The 23839-nt window shown below is 48.3% G+C and carries 17 protein-coding genes and 1 pseudogene; 9 read left to right on the top strand and 9 right to left on the bottom strand.

Translation table 11 applies throughout. The annotated features are described in order from the left end of the window. The 4 genes and pseudogenes from BN1129_RS21385 to BN1129_RS21370 form a co-directional block, all read right to left on the bottom strand. A pseudogene (locus tag BN1129_RS21385) lies at positions 1-182 on the bottom strand (hypothetical protein); the annotation flags it as partial. Positions 183-333: 151 nt separating this feature from the next. Beyond that, positions 334-2019: a sensor domain-containing diguanylate cyclase gene (locus BN1129_RS21380; protein ID WP_042039305.1), complete on the bottom strand. Its 1686-nt coding sequence runs from the start codon at positions 2017-2019 to the stop codon at positions 334-336. 132 nt (positions 2020-2151) lie between these two features. Further along, complete coding sequence (gene uvrA, locus BN1129_RS21375) at positions 2152-4992, bottom strand: excinuclease ABC subunit UvrA (protein WP_042039304.1); 2841 nt, start codon at positions 4990-4992, stop codon at positions 2152-2154. 94 nt (positions 4993-5086) lie between these two features. Continuing rightward, positions 5087-5746 carry a LuxR C-terminal-related transcriptional regulator gene (locus BN1129_RS21370; RefSeq protein WP_042039303.1) on the bottom strand — a complete coding sequence of 220 codons (660 nt, stop codon included), beginning with the start codon at positions 5744-5746 and terminating at the stop codon, positions 5087-5089. Between the two features lie 531 nt (positions 5747-6277). Here BN1129_RS21370 and BN1129_RS21365 point away from each other — a divergent pair. The 5 genes from BN1129_RS21365 (at position 6278) to BN1129_RS21345 (ending at position 12335) form a co-directional block, all read left to right on the top strand. After that, entirely contained in the window at positions 6278-6862 is a 585-nt protein-coding gene (locus tag BN1129_RS21365) for a single-stranded DNA-binding protein (RefSeq protein ID WP_042039302.1), read from the top strand. Between the two features lie 216 nt (positions 6863-7078). Further along, positions 7079-8284: a tyrosine-type recombinase/integrase gene (locus BN1129_RS21360; RefSeq protein WP_052449389.1), complete on the top strand. Its 1206-nt coding sequence runs from the start codon at positions 7079-7081 to the stop codon at positions 8282-8284. Then, positions 8256-9821 carry a site-specific integrase gene (locus tag BN1129_RS21355; protein ID WP_339366209.1) on the top strand — a complete coding sequence of 522 codons (1566 nt, stop codon included), beginning with the start codon at positions 8256-8258 and terminating at the stop codon, positions 9819-9821. Before BN1129_RS21360 ends, BN1129_RS21355 begins: the two co-directional genes overlap by 29 nt. Then, positions 9814-11871, top strand: coding sequence for an integrase (locus BN1129_RS21350; RefSeq protein WP_084204729.1), 2058 nt, complete (start codon positions 9814-9816; stop codon positions 11869-11871). Before BN1129_RS21355 ends, BN1129_RS21350 begins: the two co-directional genes overlap by 8 nt. Beyond that, on the top strand, positions 11871-12335 hold the full coding sequence (locus tag BN1129_RS21345) for a hypothetical protein (protein ID WP_042039300.1): 465 nt from the start codon (positions 11871-11873) through the stop codon (positions 12333-12335). The genes BN1129_RS21350 and BN1129_RS21345 overlap by 1 nt, the downstream gene beginning before the upstream one ends. Positions 12336-12394: 59 nt before the next feature. Here the strand turns inward: BN1129_RS21345 and BN1129_RS21340 are convergent, their stop codons facing one another. Together BN1129_RS21340 and BN1129_RS22950 are read right to left on the bottom strand one after the other, a co-directional pair. Beyond that, positions 12395-13099, bottom strand: coding sequence for a hypothetical protein (locus tag BN1129_RS21340; RefSeq protein ID WP_209418543.1), 705 nt, complete (start codon positions 13097-13099; stop codon positions 12395-12397). Beyond that, complete coding sequence (locus BN1129_RS22950) at positions 12996-19280, bottom strand: hypothetical protein (RefSeq protein ID WP_084204731.1); 6285 nt, start codon at positions 19278-19280, stop codon at positions 12996-12998. Before BN1129_RS22950 ends, BN1129_RS21340 begins: the two co-directional genes overlap by 104 nt. A 734-nt stretch (positions 19281-20014) precedes the next feature. Between BN1129_RS22950 and BN1129_RS22945 the strand changes: the two genes are divergently transcribed. After that, a complete protein-coding gene (locus BN1129_RS22945; RefSeq protein ID WP_084204728.1) occupies positions 20015-20464 on the top strand; it encodes an antitoxin Xre/MbcA/ParS toxin-binding domain-containing protein in 450 nt (149 codons plus the stop codon). A 71-nt stretch (positions 20465-20535) separates the two neighbouring features. On the opposite strand, the gene BN1129_RS22940 is transcribed toward BN1129_RS22945, so the two are convergent. Beyond that, the gene (locus BN1129_RS22940) at positions 20536-20853 is read right to left on the bottom strand and encodes an addiction module antidote protein (RefSeq protein ID WP_084204727.1); all 318 of its coding nucleotides are present in this window, start codon (positions 20851-20853) and stop codon (positions 20536-20538) included. A 63-nt stretch (positions 20854-20916) separates the two neighbouring features. After that, positions 20917-21168 carry a plasmid stabilization protein gene (locus BN1129_RS21330; protein ID WP_042039297.1) on the bottom strand — a complete coding sequence of 84 codons (252 nt, stop codon included), beginning with the start codon at positions 21166-21168 and terminating at the stop codon, positions 20917-20919. A gap of 416 nt (positions 21169-21584) precedes the next feature. Here BN1129_RS21330 and BN1129_RS21325 point away from each other — a divergent pair, with 416 nt between their 5' ends. Further along, positions 21585-21803, top strand: coding sequence for a hypothetical protein (locus BN1129_RS21325; RefSeq protein ID WP_042039296.1), 219 nt, complete (start codon positions 21585-21587; stop codon positions 21801-21803). 75 nt (positions 21804-21878) lie between these two features. On the opposite strand, the gene BN1129_RS24420 is transcribed toward BN1129_RS21325, so the two are convergent. Beyond that, a complete protein-coding gene (locus tag BN1129_RS24420) occupies positions 21879-22001 on the bottom strand; it encodes a hypothetical protein (protein ID WP_098981751.1) in 123 nt (40 codons plus the stop codon). Between the two features lie 452 nt (positions 22002-22453). On the opposite strand from BN1129_RS24420, the gene BN1129_RS21320 reads away from it, so the two are divergent. Further along, positions 22454-23332: a cation diffusion facilitator family transporter gene (locus tag BN1129_RS21320; protein WP_042039295.1), complete on the top strand. Its 879-nt coding sequence runs from the start codon at positions 22454-22456 to the stop codon at positions 23330-23332. A gap of 170 nt (positions 23333-23502) precedes the next feature. Beyond that, positions 23503-23787, top strand: coding sequence for a YjbD family protein (locus tag BN1129_RS21315; protein ID WP_011899186.1), 285 nt, complete (start codon positions 23503-23505; stop codon positions 23785-23787). Positions 23788-23839 lie beyond the last annotated feature (52 nt).

The raw sequence follows: 23839 nt of genomic DNA, 5'->3' as shown, positions 1-23839 counted from the left end.
CGGCCTTGTGGGGCGTGTTTTTGGTAGCCCAGATGCTCGTCCATCTCGGCATTAAGCGCGGTCTCGACGGTGAGCTTGATCAGCTGTTGGGTGAGGGTGCCGAGATCTTTTTCAGACTTGATGTCTTTTGCCAGCTCAGCGGCGAGTGCTTTGAGTTTGTCTTGGTCCATTTGCTTACCCACGAAGGTATCCTTTTGAAAAAGTTACTTATTCGTGGGCGGTTACACAATTGGATTTACAGGCTCCCATTCTGGCGGCCATTTAGGGCAGAAGATCCTCTCTGTTTATTTTATTGGGATTCATTCTCGGCATGGCGCTATTAATGCTGACCCATTAAACCCGCTGGCCGACGTGGGACGTCTGGCACAACAGCCACCCTCCCGCCGCTATCTGCTCCGGGCTTAGTACCCATTGCTCCCGGGCCAGCTCCCCACTGTAGCCTCGCCAGCGATCCCGTCCCTCCTGCTTGGCTCTGTATAACGCCATATCTGCCAGTTTGAAGCTGAGATTCCAGAACGAATCTTCCAGTTCCCGGTGCAGAGGATACCTGCAATATCCCAGCGACGCCGTCATCTTGAGCGGCACCTCCTCACGCCCGAACCTGTACTCGGCAATCTTGCGGCGCAAGCGCTCGACCCGACTCGCAACCTGTGTCGCCTCCTCGCACATGAGCAGCAGCAGGAACTCCTCGCCACCCAGCCGGATCAGTGGTTCCTCCTCACCGAGAGCGCCGTGCAGCAGTTCAGCGAGCTGGCACAACACCAGATCGCCGATATCGTGCCCGAAACGATCGTTCACCTGTTTGAAGTGATCCAGATCCAGGATCACCAGCATCCTGGCGGCGGTGACGTTATCCTGGCTCAGCAGCCACTCATCGAGGTAGCGCCGGTTGAAGGCATGGGTCAGCGGATCCGTGTAGGCAGCAGTCTCCATCTTGGAAGAGTGCGCCTGCAAGGCACTGTGGTGCAGGCTGATCTTGGCCGCCATCTCCCGGAACTTGCGGCTGAGCAGTGCCATCTCCTGGCTGCTGTCGATGATCGGCAGCACGCTGATGTCCTGTTTTTCGCCAAATTTCTGCAGCGCTTTCACCAGCTCGCTGACCGGCCCCAGCACTATGGTCCGCAGCCGCGCCAGCGCCATCAAGATGCAGGCCAGGCTGATCAGCAGCATGCCGACGAAGGTCCAGATAGCGCCCTCCATCGCGCCCTGCAACACATCACGATCGTCTTCCACTATCAGGATCAACACGGGGTCGCCATTGCTGTCGAGCAGCAACCCCTCCCCCCTGACCCGCTGCAGCCCCTGATCCACCAGGCGATAGCTCATCTGTGGTTTGAGTGGCTTGAAGGAGAGGAAGTTATCGGAAGGCTTGGGCTGGGAGAGGGTCAAAGAGAGGGCGGTGCGCTCAGCCAGCTCATGCAGATAGCGAGCATCCAGCCAGCGAGTCACCAGCAGATAGCCATTGGGTGTGGCGTTTTCCAGAGCGTTGGTGACCGGCTGGAACGAGTAAATGAGGGGTCCCCACTGGGATCGCCTCACCCCGCTCAGACTGCGCATCCCCTCCTGACGGGATTCACGCAGCAACTGCAGCTTGAGGTCGTCCAGGAAAAATGGGAGCAGGGTCGTGTCCGTGTCTGGCGCCTCGGGCAGCAGGGTACGAGTCCAGATCTCGACTCCCTGCAAATCCATATAGCTCAATACGCTGAGTTCGAAATCCCGCATCGGGGTATCGACCAGCAAATTGGAACGAATATAAGCCTGATTGGGATGAGCCAGAAAATGATAGCTCTCATCCCAGATACCCCAATCCCGGGTGAAGGCATTGATGGCGTTGATATCACCCTGTACCGCCTTGATCACCCGCTGCAGGTGATCCTTCATCCGCCGCTCCTCGATCCGCTGTGCCGCTGGCACCTGAGCCAGGGCGATCACGATGAGCAACATCAGGATGGCTCCGGCCCAGATGGGAAACATGGAGTAGGCCAGCAAATGATCGATGGAGCGGGAAGGTTGAGCCATGAGCGCCAATATCCTTTGGACGGCAAACCAGGGAGCGGAAACTGTCTTGTACCAAGTATGGAGTATCCGTCTCCTAGGGCGGCAACTGAATCACGTCGATATAAAACAAGGGGCACAGGGCCCCTTGTCTCATTACAGCCGCGATGATCTTACCAACAGCGGGGCCAAGAAGCGCGCGGTATGAGAATCCTCACAGCGGCTGATCTGCTCTGGCGTACCTGTCACCAGAATACGGCCGCCACCGGCACCGCCCTCGGGCCCCAGATCGACGATCCAGTCAGCGGTTTTGATGACATCCAGGTTGTGCTCGATGATGACGATGGTATTGCCCCGATCCCGCAGCTGGTGCAGTACCTTGAGCAGTTGCTGTATGTCGTGGAAGTGCAGACCTGTGGTCGGCTCATCCAGGATATAGAGGGTCTGACCCGTGTCGCGCTTGGAGAGCTCGCGCGCCAGCTTGACCCGCTGCGCCTCCCCTCCGGACAGCGTGGTGGCCGACTGGCCGAGGCGGATGTAGGAGAGGCCCACATCCATCAAGGTTTGCAGCTTGCGCGCCACCGCCGGCACCGGGTCGAAGAAAGCCCGGGCATCTTCCACCGTCATATCGAGGATCTCGTGGATGTTCTTGCCCTTGTACTTCACCTCCAGGGTCTCGCGGTTGTAGCGCTTGCCCTTGCAGACATCGCACGGCACATAGACATCCGGCAGGAAGTGCATCTCCACCTTGATGACCCCATCCCCCTGACACGCCTCGCAGCGGCCCCCTTTGACGTTGAAGGAGAAACGGCCCGGCTGGTAGCCGCGCGAACGCGCCTCCTGGGTGCCGGAGAGCAGCTCGCGGATCGGGGTGAACAGGCCGGTATAGGTGGCCGGGTTGGAGCGCGGGGTGCGGCCGATGGGGCTCTGATCGATATCCACCACCTTGTCCAGATGCTCCAACCCCTCGATGCTGCGATAGGGAGCCGGCGTGGACTCGGTCGCCTTGTTGAGCTCCCGGTGAGCGATGCGGAACAGGGTATCGTTGATCAGGGTCGACTTGCCGGAGCCAGAGACACCGGTGACGCAGGTCATCACCCCTATGGGCAGATCCAGATTAACGTTGCGCAGGTTGTTGCCGCTCGCCCCCTTGAGTTTTAACCACTTGCCGGTGAGCGGGGTACGCTCGGCAGGAATGGCGATCTGCTTGCGGCCAGAGAGATAGTCACCGGTCAGGGAAGCTGGATTGTCGATGATCTGCTGGGGGGTGCCCTGCGCAACAATCTCGCCACCGTGCACGCCAGCCCCCGGGCCGATGTCGAGCACATGGTCGGCGAGGCGGATGGCATCCTCGTCATGCTCCACCACTATGACCGTATTGCCCAGATCGCGCAGGTGAGTGAGGGTCTTGAGTAGCCGCTCGTTGTCGCGCTGGTGCAGGCCGATGGAGGGCTCATCAAGTACGTACATCACCCCAACCAGACCGGCGCCGATCTGGCTCGCAAGCCGAATGCGCTGAGCTTCACCGCCGGAGAGGGTCTCGGCACTGCGCGACAGGCTCAGATAGTTGAGGCCCACGTTCACCAGGAAGCCGAGCCGCTCGATGATCTCTTTCAAGATCTTCTCGGCAATCTGCCCACGCTGGCCGGTCAGGCCCAGCCCCTCGAAGAAGGCGAGCGCATCGCCAATGGACTGTTCCGCGATGGCGGGCAGGTTGCGGTTGTCCACAAACACATGGCGCGCCTCTTCCCGTAACCGGCTGCCACCGCAGCTGGCGCAGGATTTGTTGGCGATGTATTTAGAGAGCTCTTCGCGCACCGAGTTGGATTCGGTTTCGCGGTAGCGTCGCTCCATATTGTGCAAGATCCCCTCGAACGGGTGCTTGCGCACGACCACGTCGCCACGATCGTTCATATAGCGGAACTCGACCTCGGTACGCCCCGAGCCGCGCAGGATCACCTCCTGGGTCTTGAGGGGCAGATCCTCCCACGCCGCCTCCAGATCGAACTTGTAGTGCTCGGAGAGAGACTTGAGCATCTGGAAGTAATAGAAGCTGCGCTTGTCCCAACCACGGATAGCACCGTTGGCCAGACTGATGGCCGGATCGCCAATCACCTTGGCCGGATCGAAATACTGCTGTACGCCCAGACCATCACAGGTGGGGCAGGCACCGGCCGGGTTGTTGAAGGAGAAGATGCGCGGCTCCAGCTCCGACATGGAGTAGCCACACTCCGGGCAGGCGAAGTTGGCGGAGAAGGTCATGGGGGCAACCCCCTCCTCCCCGTCCATGGGCACCACCAATACGATGCCGCCGGAGAGGGTCAGCGCAGTCTCGAACGATTCGGCCAGGCGTAGCGCCAGGTCATCGCGCACCTTGAACCTGTCCACCACCACCTCGATGGTGTGCTTCTTGTGCAGCTCCAGGGTGGGGGGATCGGAGAGGTCGCACACCTCGCCATCGATACGGGCACGGATATAACCCTGCGCTGCCAGGTTTTCCAGCAGCTTGCTGTGCTCCCCTTTGCGATCCCGCACCACGGGGGCCAGCAGCATCAGCTTGCTGCCCTCAGGCTGGGCCAGCACCTGATCCACCATCTGACTGATGGTCTGGGCGGCGAGCGGAATGGCATGAGTCGGGCAGCGAGGTTCACCTACCCGCGCAAACAGCAGGCGCAGATAGTCATAGATTTCGGTAATGGTGCCGACGGTCGAACGCGGGTTGTGGGAGGTGGACTTCTGTTCGATGGAGATGGCAGGGGAAAGTCCCTCGATATGATCCACATCCGGTTTTTCCATCAGGGAGAGGAACTGGCGAGCATAAGCGGAGAGCGACTCCACGTAGCGGCGCTGCCCCTCGGCATAGAGGGTATCGAACGCCAGGGAAGACTTGCCGGAGCCGGATAGACCAGTGACCACGATCAGCTTGTCGCGGGGCAGGGTCAGATTGATGTTCTTGAGATTGTGGGTGCGGGCACCCCGAATCACGATTTTTTCCATCTTTTGCACGCTCGATACACAAACCAGAGCGAATCAGTATGGCATAGAGACTACTGGATGAATAGACAGGTTTTATCCATCATCCCCATCGCTTTCAGAGATACTCCTTGGCCCAGCTCACTGCCTGCAACCGGTTCTTTACGTTCAACTTCTTGAACACGTTATAGAGGTGGGACTTGATGGTGTGCTCGCTCACAAACAGGCTGTCGGCAATCTCGGTATTGGAGGCTCCCGTCATCAGATAACGGATGATCTCCTGCTCACGCACGGTCAGCAGCGTCTGGTTGCGCACATGATGCTCCCCCCCCTTGCGGTAGTAATTGACCAGATCACACAGCAAGTGGCGAGGGATCCAGTACTCCCCCTGCAACACCTTGCGAATGCCGAGCACCAGCCGATCCAGCGGATCCTGACGGAAAAAAAGCCCGCTGGTATGGGGCCACATCAGCAGCAACTCCCGATCCGTGCTGGTCGGAGCGTTAAGCAACACCGTATTGGCCTCACCAAAGCGGCTGGCGATCTCCCGTGGCCAACCCGACTGCTGGCTCGACTTGAGATAATCCAGATCGACCAGAAACAAGGGTCGCGGCTCGAGTTCGTCCTGTAGGGGCAGGGTTTCCAGTATGCTCACCAGCAGGATGGGAAGTGCCAGCTGCTCGGTCAGATAGCTCTGAAAACTGACCGCCTGCACATTATTTTCGGTCACCAGTACGATGGGATATAGGGTGGTCATGAAGATCACGTCCTTGAACATTCAGGCCATGGTTTTTTTGGCAGCAGAGAGTACCAAGCCCCTCGAACGGTGCAGTATTAAAAAAGTATTAGACACAAGTGTGCCTCCTTTGAAACTCACCAATTTCCTAAGCAATACAAAGGACTAGCTACCTCCCCCCATTTGGGTGAAATGCTGGCTCAACACCTGACACAGGGTGTCGCATCAAAGCAAACCCGCATTCCTGCGGCGATCGCACCATGGGCATGGACACCCTGCTGTCCCTGCCCGCTTGCTGGTCAAGGTCGGCCTCGTGTAAGTTAATCCTTCGGCCTATGCCTTGGCTGAAGGCTGAACGGACAGGAAGATGTGCGCTCGTTCGCGCCAACTGTTACTATTGCGGGCAAAATCTGAAAGCGGGGCTTTGGCCAGCAGGCCGACTGAACCGGGTGCAATCATCACTTGAGTGACAGTATCGTCTAGCGATGTTGCCTATCTGACAGAAAACAAACGATATGTTGAATTGGTCCGGGCATATGGCCTGGCCGGTATATAAAGGGTGGAAGAGAGATTATGGCCAGTCGAGGCATCAATAAAGTCATTCTGATCGGTAACCTGGGACAAGACCCGGAAGTGCGCTACATGCCGAGTGGCGGTGCCGTGACCAACATCACCCTGGCCACCTCTGAAACCTGGCGCGACAAGCAGACCGGCGAACAGAAAGAGCGTACCGAGTGGCACCGCGTGGTGTTCATGGGCAAGCTGGCCGAAGTGGCAGGCGAGTACCTGAAGAAGGGCTCCCAGGTCTATGTCGAAGGGAAACTGCAGACCCGCAAGTGGCAGGATCAGAGCGGCCAGGAGCGCTACACCACCGAGGTGCTGGTAGACAGCTTCAGCGGCGTGATGCAGATGCTGGGTGGCCGTCCGCAAGGTGGCGCCGGTCAGAACATGGGTGGCCAACCCCAAGGCAACTGGGGTCAGCCACAACAAGGCATGCCCGCCCAGCAGCCAATGAACCAGGCCCGTCCTGCCGCCGCGCCGCAGCAGAACATGCAGCCGCAGCAAGGTGGATACAGCCGTCCGGCCCAACAGCCCCAGTCTGCACCGCCGGTATATAACGAGCCGCCGATGGATTTCGACGACGACATCCCGTTCTAGGATATACCTCTAGTTATTATGTAAATAATATCCCAGTAAGCCTTGTGTTTACTGGGATTTTTTGTTGTTTACACTTTTCAAAATTAGAGCCTAAGATAGGGCTATCGTATACCTTATAAAAGTGTAAACAAAGTGTCCACTGGCTACCGTGTTAAGACTCTCATGCTCACCTCAGGTGAACGCCTTCCTGTCCTTTTGGATAGAGAAGGTCAGCCAATGTTTAATCCCACCATATTTGCGTTAACGGAAGTCAGAGGACAGAACCTATCTTCCAACACCATCGGCATCGTACTGCGCAGTGTGATGACCTTTCACTTGTTCTTAGATTCACGCCACATTGACGTTGATACACGATTTGCCAATGGGGAATTGCTGACACTAAGTGAGGTGGAAGACCTTTCTCGATTCTGCCGATTGCCCCTGACAGCTTTGGTCTTAGAGCCTGATGCTAGCGAGAACACATCTGAAAAGGTGATGTCTTTAGAGCAGGCACGAATGAGAGTTCAGATGCCGAAGCACCTGCCTCCCCAAGTGGACCCGAATGTTGCAGCCAGTCGGCTGCGTTATATTCGGATGTATCTTCAGTGGCTCATCAATGAACGCCTGAGTAGGCAAGGGTGGGAACCTGCTGTAGCAGCTCGATTTGCTGATGTCACGAGACGTGTGATTGATGCGATTAATGCTCGTGTACCTAACAAGTCAGGACGCAACACGCTGAAGCTACGAGAGGGCCTCTCTGAAGAGGACATGGCAGAACTGCTGCGTGTGATTGACCCACGCTCTCCAGATAACCCTTGGCAAGATGAACACACTCGCTATCGCAATGCTCTGCTTATCAATTGGCTCTTGTATCTCGGCCTTCGGATCGGTGAGGCGCTGGGGGTGCAAACGACAGACCTCGATTCCCATAACGGAGAGGTTACGATCCACCGTCGTGCCGATGACATCAATGACCCTAGGCGATACCAACCACAGACCAAGACGCGGGCACGAGTGCTTGAAATGAACGCAGCGCTGAAAGCGCAAACACAAGCCTATATTCTGCACCACCGTCGCCAGTTGCCACAGGCAAAGAAACACTGCTTCCTGTTTGTTGCCAGCCATACAGGGCGGCCAATGACGCTTGCAGCAGTAGGGAAGTTGTTTCATGAGCTCCGGGCAAAGAGCCCTTCTTTACCAAAAATATTGAGCGCACATGTCCTACGTCATACCTGGAACGACATGTTTTCCAAGAAGATGGATGATATGGGAGTGACGCCTGAAGTCGAACAGCATAGCCGTAGTTATCTCATGGGCTGGTCTCCTACGTCAGGCACGGCAGCGGACTACACCCGTCGCCATGTTCGCAATAAGGCCAAGCAGGTGTCTCTGGAGTTACAAAACCAGCTCGTAAATGTGGATAAATATGATGGTGAAGAGTAAACAAGTCACAGTCGCGCCCTATTGGGCTTCGACTCCAACGTTACCAGCACTGGCAAGGACGCTATCCGGGGTTGAGTTTGACCCGAGAGCAAACCGGTGGGAATACCGTGATACCACGATGACAGTGAATCTGAATTTTGCCTCTTGGACAGCAACAGAATCACTGGTCACTTCAGCAAAGCTGGCCTTGCTCTGGTATGCGGAGAACATGTCCTCATCACACCTGACCAATATGTTTATGCGTATGACTCACTACATAAGGACTTTGTGCACCAACCAAACCACCCCGCTTGATAAAATCACCAGTGTGGATCTCATCAACTATAGAAGCACACTGACCAGCTCAACGGCTTGGTATCTCGGCAGCCTCTCTGGGCTCCTGAAAAAATGGCACAGTCTCAGTTATCCGGGGGTCACTGACGACGCGGTAGCCCTGCTTAATCAGCTTCGTACAGAAGGCAACCGCAAGGGGGAGGCAGTACTGACACATGACCCACACAATGGCCCCTTCACTGACATAGAGATACAGTCTATACAAGCTGAGCTCGACAGAGCCTACGAGAAAGGTCGTGTCGCTCTAGAGCCTTATTTACTGGTCTACCTGTTCATGCTGCTCGGGCAACGTCCCACACAATATGCAGCGCTAAAGATACGTGATGTAAGCGTGACACGAGCCAAGGATGGGACTGCCGTGTACATCCTGCACGTCCCACGTGCAAAACAACGCCATCAAATCTCACGTACAGAGTTCAAGGAACGCGTCCTCATACCTCAGATAGGTGAGCTGCTGGTACGTCACGCCAGTCATGTTCGAACCACCTTCCGCAAGCAACTCGCTGACCCAGAAGATGCGCCATTATTCCCAGCACAACGCAGGTTCAGTAACGAACCGAAGGGATTTGAACATCACCGCACAGCACAAACAATTTCAGATTTACTCGAAAAAACGCTTGGCTTTTTAAGTGCCTGCTCAGAACGTACCGGAGAGCCGTTGCACATCACTGCAACACGCTTTCGCCGTACTATGGCCACAAGGGCGGCCATGGAAGGTCATGGGGAATTGATCATCGCTGAGTTGCTTGATCACACCGATACCCAGAATGCAGGTGTTTACATAGAAGCTCGACCCGAGATTGTGGAACGGATTGATCGTGCCGTCGCCATGTACATGGCACCAATGGCACAGGCATTTGCAGGGGTTATTATTGAGGGCGACTCCCAGGCCAGTCGTCTCGGTGATCCACTGAGTCGTATTTGTGACCCAAGATTTGATCCCTCGATGAAGCCTATGGGCAACTGTGGCAAACACGGATTCTGTGGCTCCCTAGCCCCCATAGCATGTTATACCTGCGTAAATTTCCAGCCATGGTTGGATGGCCCTCATGAGGCGGTACTCGACTACTTAATCAATGAACGAGATAGGCTAGCAGGCCAAAACGATCTACGGATTGCCTCTATCAATGACCGCACCATTCTTGCTGTAGCAGAAGTTATCCAACTCTGTGAGATCCGGCTCAAGGAAACTACCCATGCATGAGATCGTCCTGTTCTCCCCCAAAGCCGCATTAGATGCCACAGCAAACCTGCATGGTTTTATTGAAATGTGCCGTGACAAGCTTACCGTGTTTGGGTCAGATCTCCCTTTCCAGCAGGACGTATGGGATGTGACTGATGCTGTAAAAACCAATGGACATGGCAGCAAAAGGGTCCGCATTACTTTTTCCAATACGGCTACCGTCAGTGAAAAAAACCTAGTAAATCAAGTGATGATGCAGGAGCCTTTTCTGTCATTTTCCAAAGCCTATATTCGCTATATGCACGGCATGCGCCCGACCAAAATTATTCATAACAGGGTCGCGGCATTACGGGCTTTGGAGACGGCGTTGTCGGAGAACGGTACAGCACCCAATCCAGTACAAGTAGACTCCCGTATCCTCAATCGTGCCGCACAGCTTATCGTTGAAGGATTCAGTGATGGCGCAGCATACAGAGTAGGCGGACAACTCGAACTCATAAATACATTTATGTCTGAGAATCGACTCACGACAGTCCGTACTAGCTGGCACAACTCCATCAAACGCCCTAGTAGTGCCGTGCGGGTTGGCAAGGAATTCGACGAACGACGCGCAGATAAAATGCCCTCCTTGGCAGCACTTGACGCATTACCAAAGATTTTTCATTTAGCCACAAAACCCGCTGATGTAATCCCCGTTTCAGTAGCAGCGATACTGCTCTCTGCCCCGGATCGCATTAGCGAAGTCCTGATGCTTCCTGCGGAGTGTGAAGTACGCGAAAACCGGAAAGGAAAAGACCCTGCATATGGCTTACGTTGGTGGCCCGCCAAAGGTGCAGAGCCGATGGTTAAGTGGTTGATCCCATCCATGATGTCAGCGGTAGAACAAGCCCTTATCAATATAAGATCTGTCACCGATGAGGCACGACGAATAGCCAAATGGTACGAGCTCAATCCAAGTCAAATTTACCTCGCTCCAGAGGTCATTTATCTACGAGGCCAAGAATGGCTATCGATGACTGAAATCGGCAAGATCCTAGGGCTTGGCAGCTCAAGTGCATCTAACTGGTGTAATAACAACGCAATTCCAAAAATACAATACGATGGGAAGAAAGGCAGTTTTGCACGATTCTCGGATGTAGAGACTGTAGTGGTTGCTCAACTTCCTCCCGGATTTCCGTGCCTCGATCCTGTGACAGGTTTGAAGTACAGCGAGGCACTGTTTGTCGTATTACAAAATCAGCTCGACACACGGCGTGGGACATTTGAATGCATGATCGAATCCGTCACTATCGGCCAGATCAATACGGGATTAGGCAGTCGAGTTGAACATGGTCATGACTCGGTCTTTAGCCGCCTAAAATTTACCGAAGACGACGGTAGCCCGATCAGCATGACAAGCCATCAATTTAGACACCTCCTGAATACCATTGGACAAGCAGGTGGTCTTAGCCAGCTAGACCTGAGCAAATGGTCTGGGCGCGTGGATATCCGTCAGAATGAAGCATACGATCATCTTTCTGCGGGACAGATGTTAGAAAAAATTCGCGAGGCTGTAGGAGGAAACGACATGTTTGGACCTCTGGCTGAGCTTCCACAAAAAGCACTTATACGCAGGGATGAGTTTGCCAGATTGGTGATCCCGACTGCACATACAACGGAGATTGGCTACTGTGTGCATGACTACACATCCTCCCCATGTCAGATACACATGGATTGTATTCATTGCCAAGACTTGGTGTGCATCAAGGGCGATACAGAGAAAACTACACGCTTACACCAGCAATTAGAGGAAGCCAAAGGCCTAGTGGCAAAAGCAAAAGCCGCAGTAGAGCAAGAATATGCCGGTGGTAATCGCTGGCTGGAACACCATTTATCTACCGTCGATCGACTATCCCAATTGTGTACCATCATGGATGATCCTTCCGTGCCACATGGTGCTGTGATCCAGTTGGCAGCACCCCAGATGGTAATGCATACCCAACAACCAGCCGTCAAACGTATAGATCCAGCAGAAGACGAGCAGGCTCGCATGCAAGCTAATGCCCGAGCGCTGATGAGGAATATGAGTTAATGAGCCAGAGCAAGAGCAAGAAAAAGGTCACTCACAGAAGCAAAAACCTTACCGACGATATAATTGATAAAATAGTCAAGTTATTAGATGGCTGGAATGACAAGCTCACCTGGGACACACTGCTTGATACCATTGCCCTCAGATTACATCAAAGATATACAAGACAGACGCTACACAAGCATGAGCGGATCCGAGCCGCATATAGCCAGAGAAAAGAGGCTCTGAATAATAGCAGTAACAAAGCAGTGGTACCTCAAGAGGACCGTAAATTAGATGACGATATTATACGTAAGATTGGTCGGTTGGAGGCAGAGAACCAACGACTGGAAGCCGAGAACCAGCAACTCCTCGAACAATTCGTTGTATGGGCATACAACGCGCATGTTCGAGGACTAACCAAAGAGTATCTCAGTCAGCCATTGCCACAAGTGAATCGGGATCAATCATTGCCATCCAAAAAATAATGACACACCATACGCTTCGTTTGAATGAACATGATCAATATAACGACTCAAGTAAATTTTCAATCCAATCTACTTAGTAGATTTTCAAGATCTTTTCGAACAAGTTTACTTGTTTTCTCAAAAGACTCTAACTGTGTGATCCGTGAGCTTAAATTATGCATCCTCGTATCCTTGTCTTGCGATGACAGCTCCCAAGAGAATCTCACGAAAAAATCAACCTCATCTGAGGAAGAAATCCCTTGCATGCTTTTAATCCAATTTATAGCAGCGTCATTATTTTCTAGCTCAACAGCCTGCTCGAGTAAGAACATTATTAAAACTCTTGCTGCGGCATCCAGATCCTTGACTAATTTTACCAAATGCGTGGAGTCATGCAATTTATTGCCACCATTTTCCTCAGCATCCATGTAATAACGTGGGCTATTCGATTCAGGACTAAGTGAGTCCAACACTTTAAATATATGCTCGAAGTTCTCAAATGGCCTGGCGCCATTTGGGAATACACGTCTATTACTCCAAAGTTTAAGGATGGTATCACAGCAAATCCCCTTCGATTTTTCATCTCCATTTTCTGCTGATATTATTTGCTCAGACAAATAATTGATCATCCATACTGTTATATGATCAAGATCACTATGCCTCAAACTGGATACAATTTCCCTACCCAAGTTGATAACTTTTTCCTGCATCTCTAATTTTTCCATCTCCAGAAAGGATGAAGGTTTTATTGTATCCAGGGATATATCCGATTTCATTTTCTTCATCTTCATATCTTCCTTTGAAACTTCGCTTAATATACACTTGAAGAGCAATTTCGACATTCAGCAGGTCACATACTGTCTTCAAAAAACCTAGTGATGCTTTAACTGAAGCACCAGAGCTTATATAAGAGTCTCTATCGCCAGTTCTATTTTCACTCCAAAACAAGTTCTCAAGGAAAACGCTATTATCTGAAATCAGCACGCATTTTTTTTCATCATCACTGTAAGATACATCAATGATATTGGTAATGCACTCTCTCAGTTTATAAGGTCTATCGGAAATCTCTCCGGCGTATGGATCCTTTGATTCTATATCATTGTCTCTGTCACTAGAAAATAACCATTCTTTACAATAGAACTTAGATTCATCACGATCATCAAACTCACAGAAATTATATAAATCACACTCACCAATGCAATCTTCAACACTGAGTGAAGTGTGCAAGAGAGATTGACCTAATCCCTTTGGCACTAGCACGCTTGAGAATGACACATGCTCATTCTTACCATCACGATACTCATTCCAGCACCCCTCTACATTAAGCCACGTAGTTAAACCATCAACCAAAACCAAGCTATCAATAAAATCGGTTTCTACTATTTGCCAAGGCCAGCCTTCACTATATTTCTCCTGAAACCAGCTTGGCCTAACAATAGGAATAGGGTCTCTAAGTTCAGCTAACAACATATGGTTTTTATTTAGAATGAGATGCCTCTTCAACCATTCATCCCAACAACTAATATCACACCCCTTATGTTCAACTACAGGCATCCTAGCAAGTAATCTTGATGCAACCTCAAACATAAGATGATACGAAACATAAAACCCATAACTATCAATTTTTGGATAACATCCATGCGAAGAGAACGTATCTGAACTAAGCCGATAACTTTTCCAAAGTGCAGATCTTGAATCAGGTATATGTGAGGAATCAAAACTTAACTTCCAATCATTGAATAAAACATGCCTAGCAAGATCTTCAACTTGCACTTCAGAAATACCGAAGACGCGCCCTAACGGCTCAAACCAATATCTATCAAAATCATAACTAAACCGAAGTTCAGGAAGTAGACCTAACTCTCCACTTTTATGCCAAGGAGAGTCTATTCTGTGAAGATATTTATTTTCCTCGATAGAGTGATATTGTGGTAAACAAGCTTTGTGAAGTTGATCAATGTCATCCTCACTAAATAAATCCATCTTGACTCGATATAAATAAAGGCATATTTGTTTTGCATAGAATCGAATCAAAAAACCTTGTTTTTTATTACATGCGGTAGCATAAAAAGTATAATAGTAATCTATTAGTAGTATAGGGCATTCAGAAGCGCAGCGTGTTAAAGCAACGAGCAAATATAGTTTCGCGTGTAGATCATAAAATACATATCCCTTAGGGACATAAGATGGAAGCAATCCTGAATTGTAGAGATCAATCAGCAATTTTATTTCTTGCTGGCAATTTAATGTATATAGTTCTAAAACTGCATGTACAGCTTTCCATCGCTCCTCTGATTTAGGAGAGCCTAGGTTAGCATAAATATAGCTAACTAAGGCGTGAGGGATACTTTCAGATACTTTCATGCATTCATCCCAACACCCATCAGCATAGTCGTCTTCAAGATATACTTCTAGCCTAGATAGTCCGAAATCAATTAATATCAGAGCGTCTCCTTCATCTAATTCGTTAGAACTATAATGAACAAAACCAAATAATGCTGATGCTGACTCGATGTCAACCGAACTCGAGAAACCATTAAGAATACCATTTTTTATATATTCGTGAGTGCTTTCATTCAATATAAAGGCATTGATAAAATATCCTCTTTCATAAATGGTAGTGAATCTTGTAGGGTATCTAGAGGCAATATAATAAATTATATTATTCCAGCTATGTCCCAAAGACACCTTATCTCTCCATGCACTAGGTATCTGCTCGAATGCCTCACGTAGGTCATGAAAATCAAGTGTTTCACACTGGCTTATTATTTCTAAAAAGGAGCTAGCATTCCTCGGCGTTACTTTTTTGTAACACCCTATCCAAAACATACTCTGTCTTTTCGGATAAGGCTGGTTTTTATAGCATTCAAATGCAGAGCTAAAACCTATATTGGTTAATAATTCGAATCCCCCATATAGTTCCTCCCAATGTCCATTTTCAAACCCAGCCTCTTTCCCGTGACCGACTAATACTGATCCAGGTGGATTGGCTTTTGATGACAGTTCAATTAGCCTATTTATCTCTTTATTTAAACACTCTAAATTATATTGTGAAGCTAAATCATTTACGCGACACCATTTATCACCAAGATATCCTTGTGCTCTCAGCCCCTTAACATAACTGTTCAACATTTTTTGTTGATTTATCTTAGACGTTTCTTTTTCAAGGCATTTTTGTAAAAAATCATAACGTCCATGATCCCAAGAGAAGAATGATAAAGACCATAATGATGCTGGCGAAGTAACATTAGAGTTTATTGTACTATTTGCAAGCGCGACAATGTGCCTTTCATGCCAACTAACACTTCTATCTTTCCATCTACTAAGAATGGAGAATGTCGACTCTGGTGATAATTGAAAACAAGTAGATATAGCATCATAACGATTCCAATGTTTTTCTTTATTAACGGAATCACCTATCATTTCTGCACATCGCATATAGCGATGTGCAAGTTCAGGATTACTAGATCCTGATATTGAGCTCCGCTTAGCAATAGCACTCAATGCCTCCCAACGAACAACTCCCTCATCGCCAAAGTCTGATGCTTTATTGAGAGCTTCATCGAAATAAAAGGCAGCATCATTTAGAGAAACACTAAGTACAGCCCTAGATAATTTTATAAATTGCTCTGCACGAGATTCTGGTGATTCATCATAGTCATAGTTTTTCAAGCTAAAACAACACTCTTTCTCTATAAAATCACTAAGCTCAAAAAGCTTATCACTTCTACAGCAAGCTCGAAGAATATATAAGTTATCTATAAGTAATACTTTCACTTCATCATTATGATAGGCTTGAGTGAAATCATTTAATTCCTCAATGTAGCCGTCTTTACAAAATAAAATATTCTCAAATCTTATCTTGCTGACCTCATAAGGAATGGGGTCATGTTCATAATAATGAGCACGTCCTACTTTTGAAGATAACTTAGTAGCTAATGTATGCTCTTCATTTAAGTTCAAAGTTGTACCTGATAATATTTTTGCTCTAACCATGTACCAAGGTAGCAATTTCTCTACAAATTCTTTTGCTCTATCAAGCTCCTTCTTATTTTCACGAGAAGCTTTTCCATCAAGCCATTTCTTGGGTATATAATTTTCGAAAAATAAATCAAAGTCATTTTCCAATACAGCGCGAATAGAAAGATAACGTAAAACACTTTCCCTAGCGCGATCATATTGGTGTACATCACTAATACGGTAGAGCATTGGGAAATCAAAATAATAATCAATCCCTTTTCTAATGTTGGATTTTGGCAATTGATGAATTAAACAGGCTTCAAAAAAAGACAAGTAAGAGCCAACTGTTGCGCCAGAATGTTGAAAGTAATCAGATGGCTTTTCTAATCTGGAGCAAGGGTTTATTATTTGATTCAAGCAACGAACTAAACAGTTTCTGGGAGGCGCCTTGCCTACCTTATTTAGCTCTGACGTAATGGCTAGAATAAAACTCGGATCGTTTTTACCGTAGTTTGCCATTTCTGATATTTTTTCAAAATCCTTATTATCAATCAGTCGTTCTATAAATTTAGACGTAATGTTATATATGCATGATGAGGGATTCCACGACAGAAGAAAGTCAACACACTCTCTCCACCCTCTAACACGATACTTAACGAATGCTAATTCTACTATTTCAATATCTTCAAGTTTCTCATTGAATCTGTCTTCATGTTCTTTTGCTTCATCACGTCTTTCAAAGTAACGATTAAGCCAGTGTACGGCTGACCTGTAATAACTATAGGCCTCACCACTAAAACCGGCTACGGTGGACAGTAGTGAAGCTGAGAAGATCGTTTCAGATCCATCCCAGTTACCTCTCATTTCTTTCCTGTGCGCCAACTCTTGCTTCCTATCTGAAGATAAAAATAAAGAGGCAAGATCTATGTTGTTAGCTAAAATATCTATTTGGCGGTCATTTCCCGCAATTTCCTCACCAGCAATTAGAGCCAATTTAATAGCTTCACATATTTTATTGTTTTTCAACGCGGCTTTGAAAGCATATTGCAGTCTCTGTACCTTAATTTGCTTATTATCGAAGACGCTGATTGAGGGTAAGAAACTATCAGATAATGCCAACTCCACCAATTCATCTAGCTGCTCAGATTTCAGTAGCAATAAGGGAAGTGACTCTGAAACATATGAAAACTCTTTAGATAAAGGTTTTATTAAATTTACAAAACTATATATTTTATCTGGCGTAGCAATATAATTATCCTGGAACCACTTCTCGGTTGGTTCATCTCTAAATTGAACTGTGTCATCAATTTGCCATAATGGATGGCCCAGATCTGCTATAAAGCTTTTTACCGAATCCACTGACACATTAGCAGCTTTTGCTAAAACAGCTATAGGTACAAATGGTGGTAGTACTGCCAATCCAGTACAAATGTTATCAATACTCTCACGATAATTAATGGGGAAGTCATTCTTTATTCTAATAATTGACTCTTCTAACTGCCTCTCAATTAAATCTTCAACCGTTAAAAGTCTCGAATTAAAGGAAAGTAACAGATGGTCTAATGATGTCATTTGTAATGACATAGCATTAGACTGAACCCGAGGGTTTCCACCGGTCAAACGATTAAACTCTGTAGCTTGTTCTATAGTTGCATAAGCATACTTTACTCTTAAGTTCTCTAATGTTTCCTCATTTGAAAACGGAGATAGTTTAATTATATTTACAGAGTAAGGTGGGTCAAGAAGATCTAGTCTTTCAGGTCTACAGGTAAATACCAACCGGCAATTCCCTGGTACAACCTCTTTTAAAAGTTGATTAGAAAAACATGTTCCACCTTGTTCTTCTGCCGCCATTTCCGCATTGTCAGCTGCATCAAAAATTAATACTAGAATAGCCTCTTCATCCTGAGATGATAGTACAGAGCACGCATCTCTAATTCTATTAAGAAAGGCCTTAATCCAATATTCGTCTGGTTCATTTCTTGATGGTATTATTTGGTCACATAAGCCATCTTTCGCTAGCATATTTATTATCTGAGAAAGGGCATATTTTACTTCATGTCTTTTGGCGCTTGTTCTACGATAGCTGCCATTACCAAAGCAGTCATATGCAACTACTATTGATGGCTCATTGAACTCGACAGAGATATTACTACTCAGAATTGATTTTCCGACACCTCCATTTGCAGTTATTATTGTGTGTGTTTTGGCATTCTTTATTGATGTGGCTATGTTGGTCTGTTCATTTCTAGCAATATAGTGTGAAACGGGTTCAAATAATGGTGGTGCTGGAAAAAAGTCATCAAAACTTATTACATCAAATGCTTCGAGCATATCTTCCCGAGTTATAACATTATCCTTCCCGGGTTCAATTTTTCCCCAAATCTTTGCAACTAATAATTTCTCTCTATCAAGGACATTCCTCGAAACAGATAACCTATAGAGCTCTTTGTGAATATCATATTTTTGTTGGTTATAATTTCCTTCAGAATCACAGAACTGTAGACACTTACAAAACCTTATAAGCTCATGTCCTTTTAGATTGGTATATTTTTCAAGTGTTTTTATGAAGTTCCCTGATGGAATATTACCTGAGGATATTTTTACTATATTATTCTTAAAAGTGGAGGAAATAATTCTATTGGTAACTACAGTAAATTTTACCACTGAAATTTTTCTTTTGGAAGAAATCAGATCTACAAATCGTTTAGAAAAGCCTTCTATAGTTTCTTTTAACTTTGATAGAGTAAAAGGGTTATCAACCTGTACTGTTGAGTGTTTTAACTGGAAGTATTCAACCTGCTGCTCGCCTTCTAAATTTTTACGATACTCTGCCAAATCAATAACACATTCACCAGAAAGACTATGCTCTTGAGAGCCCTCGATAGTCAGGTACTCTAAATCAGTGTTAAAATCGAGTAGATGCAAACACCTTTTTACAGCCCATCTATAATGGAAAATATCACCAGCTCTAGAATAATGAATTAGGTCAGAGTTCGCTTTCATAATTACGCCTTATTATTAAAGCATTATATAAATAAATTTAGAAAAATAATAACATAAGAACAAGACCTGACTATAACAAAATCAGACTTGTTTGGGCTCCCTACACGCTCTTGGGCTTTTGAGTTGCTCACGCTGAAGAGCTCTAGTAAACCCAGACAGACAGCACAACACCCCCAATTGAATCCCTTCCATTATGCTTTAATAAGCCTTCTTGCTAAAGACGGCTACGTTCCACCCACAAGCACCACTCTGTGCACCATACGGGAGATCAAGTATGGGAAACACCTAAAGTTCTTAGCCTCCGACAAAACCCATAGGGAACGTCTGATGTAGTGCGTAGCCAAGATTTCCGGTCAAAACGATGGATCTATGGGGAGGCCACTGTTGGAAATGGCTAAAGTTGTGGGAAAGGCAGTATGGGAAATACCTAAAGTTCTTAGCCTCCGGCAAGGCCCGTAGGAAAAGGCTATTGTAGTGCGTAGCCAAGAAGAACAACGGATCTATGGGAAGGCCACTGTGGGAAATAGCTAAAGTTGTGGGAAAGGCAGTATGGGAAAGGCCTAAAGTTTAAACTATTGTTTTTAAAGAAAATTACTTGGAAGTAGATGGAGGTGTATGGAAAGCACCTAAAGTTCTGCGCATCATCCGGCCCTAATGCCCCTCCATAGCCTTCCCGCAAGATCTTTTTATGGTTATTTTTAAAGCTATCTCTGGATAGTTGGAGCACAACCATCATGACTTTCTCGGCACGATCTAACAACCCACGCTCAACGGCCCATAGCCTTACTCTATCCCTAGGAATTCCGAGCGACCCATTGGGCATTCACTCGTGGATTGTGGCAGGTATCGCACCAGGCATTCTCGTTAGACTCATTGAGTCAGTCAGGTCTGATATGAAAACGATTTGCCATCTAACCGGGATTAGTCAGAGTACCGTAAACCGCAAGCTGAGGCATGGAACCCCTCTAACTCTTGTGCAAGGAACTAGGGTATACGGTGTTATACAAGCCCTTGATGCGGCAATTTCGCTACACGATGGTGACCTTGCTATGGCGATGTCATGGTTACATTGTTCGGCAAAAGGGCTGGGGGGTGAGAAGCCTACCGATGTCTTAGCGACGCCGATGGGAGTTCAGGCGGTGGTCGAGCTCATTGGTCGGATCGAACATGGTATTGTGCCATAAATCCTGACTACATATCAGTTAGACACCGTCTTATAGAGGACATGGCACAAAAGTGCTGGAGTAGCTAAAAGTTATCGTTCCACAGGCCGACTAACTGAGTTTTGCATTAGCTCTATCCGAAATCCCATTACATTTGCCAGTTTTGCTATTGTGGCGAAATTTGGGCTCCCTTGACCTGACAAAACGTCAAGGATGCTATCTCTGCTCATTTTGGCATCCATCGCAAGTTGGCTAACGCTCCGAGAACGGGCGATATTGCCGAGAGCAACACCAATCATCGAAGGATCACCATCCTCTAATACAGCTTCCAGATAAGCTTTTATGTCTTGCTCATTTCGCAGATAAACCGCTGCGTCATAACGGCTAAATGTTAAATCTTTGCCTCTCATTACACCCCCTCTACACTTTAGCTAAGACATTTGTAAACAAGTTGTGAAAATGTGCAATTGTCGTCATAGGTCATCCAGCGAGACGTTGACCCTGTCGAGTGAGGCCATGCGTTCCTCAACTATCCGGTTAAGCTCGGCGTCTTCGACCAGCTCGACATAGCAGGCAAAGAGTTCGGGGGGCACACAGTAGAAGGCTGGTTCGTTGCGGTCGAGGATGGCAACGGCAGAACCATTGCCCTTCTTGAGTGTGCCCATCGGGTTGCGTTTCAGTTCGGTGATGCTGGCCGCAGTCGCGGAGAGAATCTGATTGCTCATAGTCGGGGCCTGATGGTTTGGGTACCAATTACAGCACTGCTAATTGCACCTTCACAGGCGCCTTTTAGTGTACTCGTAGTGTACTTGCCCTGCCTCGCTACGCTTGGCAGCCAAAAAATGGATGACAGATGATGTTAGGCAGTCCCTGTGCATGTCAGTATACAACACTGATTGTTAGAGACAGGAATTGTGTAAACAACTCCCCAGTAATTGAATGTTTGTTTACACAAAGGAATGTTAAGCTTGCAAAATAATCCAATAAACCATTGATTTACAAAGAAAATTTATTTTATTTACATGGGCTTGGTATATGCAACCTTTTTGATCGGCAACGCATTCCCAGAAGGCCCTGTTGATTCAGGGCTTTTTTTTGCCTGTTATTGACACAGGCTCGCCATAGAGAAAGAGAACAGCGGGTGTTTTACCACTATCTGGTGCAATTGGCCGACAGCAAATATGGCGCCGATATCTATGCCCCCGACCGGGTCAGGCAATATGATCGGTTTGCCCCTACCCAGTATCACTTTACCTTTCGCCTGGCGGTACACCAGCGCTGGTTTGATCGCCAGCTGAACGCCATGCGGGCTGATGGCCGGTATCAGAAGATCGTCGATACCTATGGCGCCACGCCTTAAGCCAGAAACATAAAAGCCAGCCTGTGACAGGCTGGCTTGATACTGGCTCCGGAGGAACGACAGCGTGGAGGAGCGTTACTTGATCGCGCTGCCGTTTTTCAGATCTGCTTTCTGACGTTTGGCTTCGCGTTTCTCTTTCAGTGACAACTGCGGCTTTTTCTTGGCATCTTTGCCGTTGTGATGTTCTTTGTTACTCATCATCAAACTCCAAAAATGTTACCCAGACAGTTGGAACCCAGGTTCCAGCATGCCATCCGAATCGTAGACTTCAGTACGCTTTCAGTGACGACCTGTTGATCGCACTCACTCCAGCATACCCTCAATCTTGTGCAAGAATCCACCCTCATCCGTCAGGCTTCATTCTGGGCCAGGAGCGGGCGATCTCAAGGCGTGACGAGCAAGGGTATGAACGGCCGGAAAATCTGGATATTCCTTATAAAATTCGGCCCCTTTCGATTTATTTAATCACCAACTGAAATAAAAAACCAAAATCAGAAGAAAACTATTAATTAAATGAGGAGAGATAATTTAGATAAGCATTCTCACTCTCGCCAGAAACAAAACGTTACAACCTGCCGCAGCCGTTTAATTTTCAAGCTGATATTATCCAACCCTATTTGTGAAAATATTATATAAAAATAGGATATCCCATGACCAGAAAAAGCAGAGCGGCCTTGGTCTCAGTTTTCTCCAATATCACCTTGATTATCATGAAGATATTTGCCGGGGCCTTGAGTGGCTCCGTCAGTATTATTTCCGAAGCCATCCACTCAGCAATGGACCTGGTTGCATCGCTCATCGCGCTGTTTGCGGTACGTCGGTCGGATATTCCACCCGATCAACGCCACCCCTATGGTCATGACAAGATCGAAAACGTCTCCGGCGTCATAGAAGCCCTGTTAATCCTGCTGGCTGCGGGCTGGATCATCTTCGAAGCCATCGGCAAGTTGATCACACCCACACCGGTCGAAAGTGTGGGCTTTGGCGTGCTGGTCATGCTGATCTCGGCGCTGGTCAACAGCGGTGTTTCCACCTATATCTACCGGGTGGCGAAAGAGGAAGAGTCCATCGCGCTGGCCGCCGATGCCTTGCACCTCAAGGCAGACGTACTGACCTCTCTCGGGGTCGCAGGCGGCCTGCTCGGTATCTGGATCGCCGACGGGCTGGGCTACAACCTCTATTTGCTCGACCCCATAGTGGCCATCTGCGTGGCAATATTCATTCTCCGGGAAGCCATCGCCATGCTCAATCAGGCCTTTCAGCCCCTGCTGGATCACAGCATGAGCGAGGAGGAGCTAGCCATCACCACTCAGGTGATCGAGCAGTGCTGCCCCGAGCATGGTGGCTTTCACGCCCTGCGTAGCCGTCAGGCCGGACGCCGTCGTCATATCGATTTCCACCTGACCCTGCCCAAGGAGATGAGCATAGAGCTCTCCCATGCCATCTGTGATCAGATAGAGCAGGGCATCATGCACCACCTGCCCCATGCCATAGTGCTGATCCATGTCGAACCGAACGGCCACGGTTGAGAGACGTGCCATGCAACCCGGAAAATGCGATAAATCTGTAGTGAACAGGCAGATAAATAACGAAAAAAAGCGTGGAACCCGCACTTTTATGGCCGTGGAGCACATTGCGTAAGAAATAGTCGACGAAAATGTGTTAGGGTATCCCATCCCCCAGCCGCCAGGAGCGCGCCGTGAAAAAGTTGGAAATGAAAGACCTCACCGAGGCCGAAAAGGCCGAGATAACCCTGTTGCTCCAAAAAGCCCAGGCCAATGCTGACCATCAGCTGACCAACGCAGAACGTAACAGGATCCGTGAGGAAGGCCGGCTTAAAATCGTGGCAGATCGTGCAGAGGCAGCCAAGGTGGCCTCCAAACTGGCTCGGGAAAAGGCCAAAGAGCGGGCCAGAAATCAGGTGCTGCCAGAAACCTTCAGCTGGATCGACTCCGTCAGCAACAAGTTCCGCAGCAAGCGCTGAGTTCGCTCACTCTTGATGAACGCCCGCCCACACAGCGCTGTGTGGGCGGGCG

This window comes from Aeromonas popoffii, from assembly GCF_000820025.1.
Lineage (GTDB): Bacteria > Pseudomonadota > Gammaproteobacteria > Enterobacterales > Aeromonadaceae > Aeromonas > Aeromonas popoffii.
Note: the sequence above shows the minus strand (reverse complement) of the source record. Positions and strands in the feature narration are given on the sequence as shown.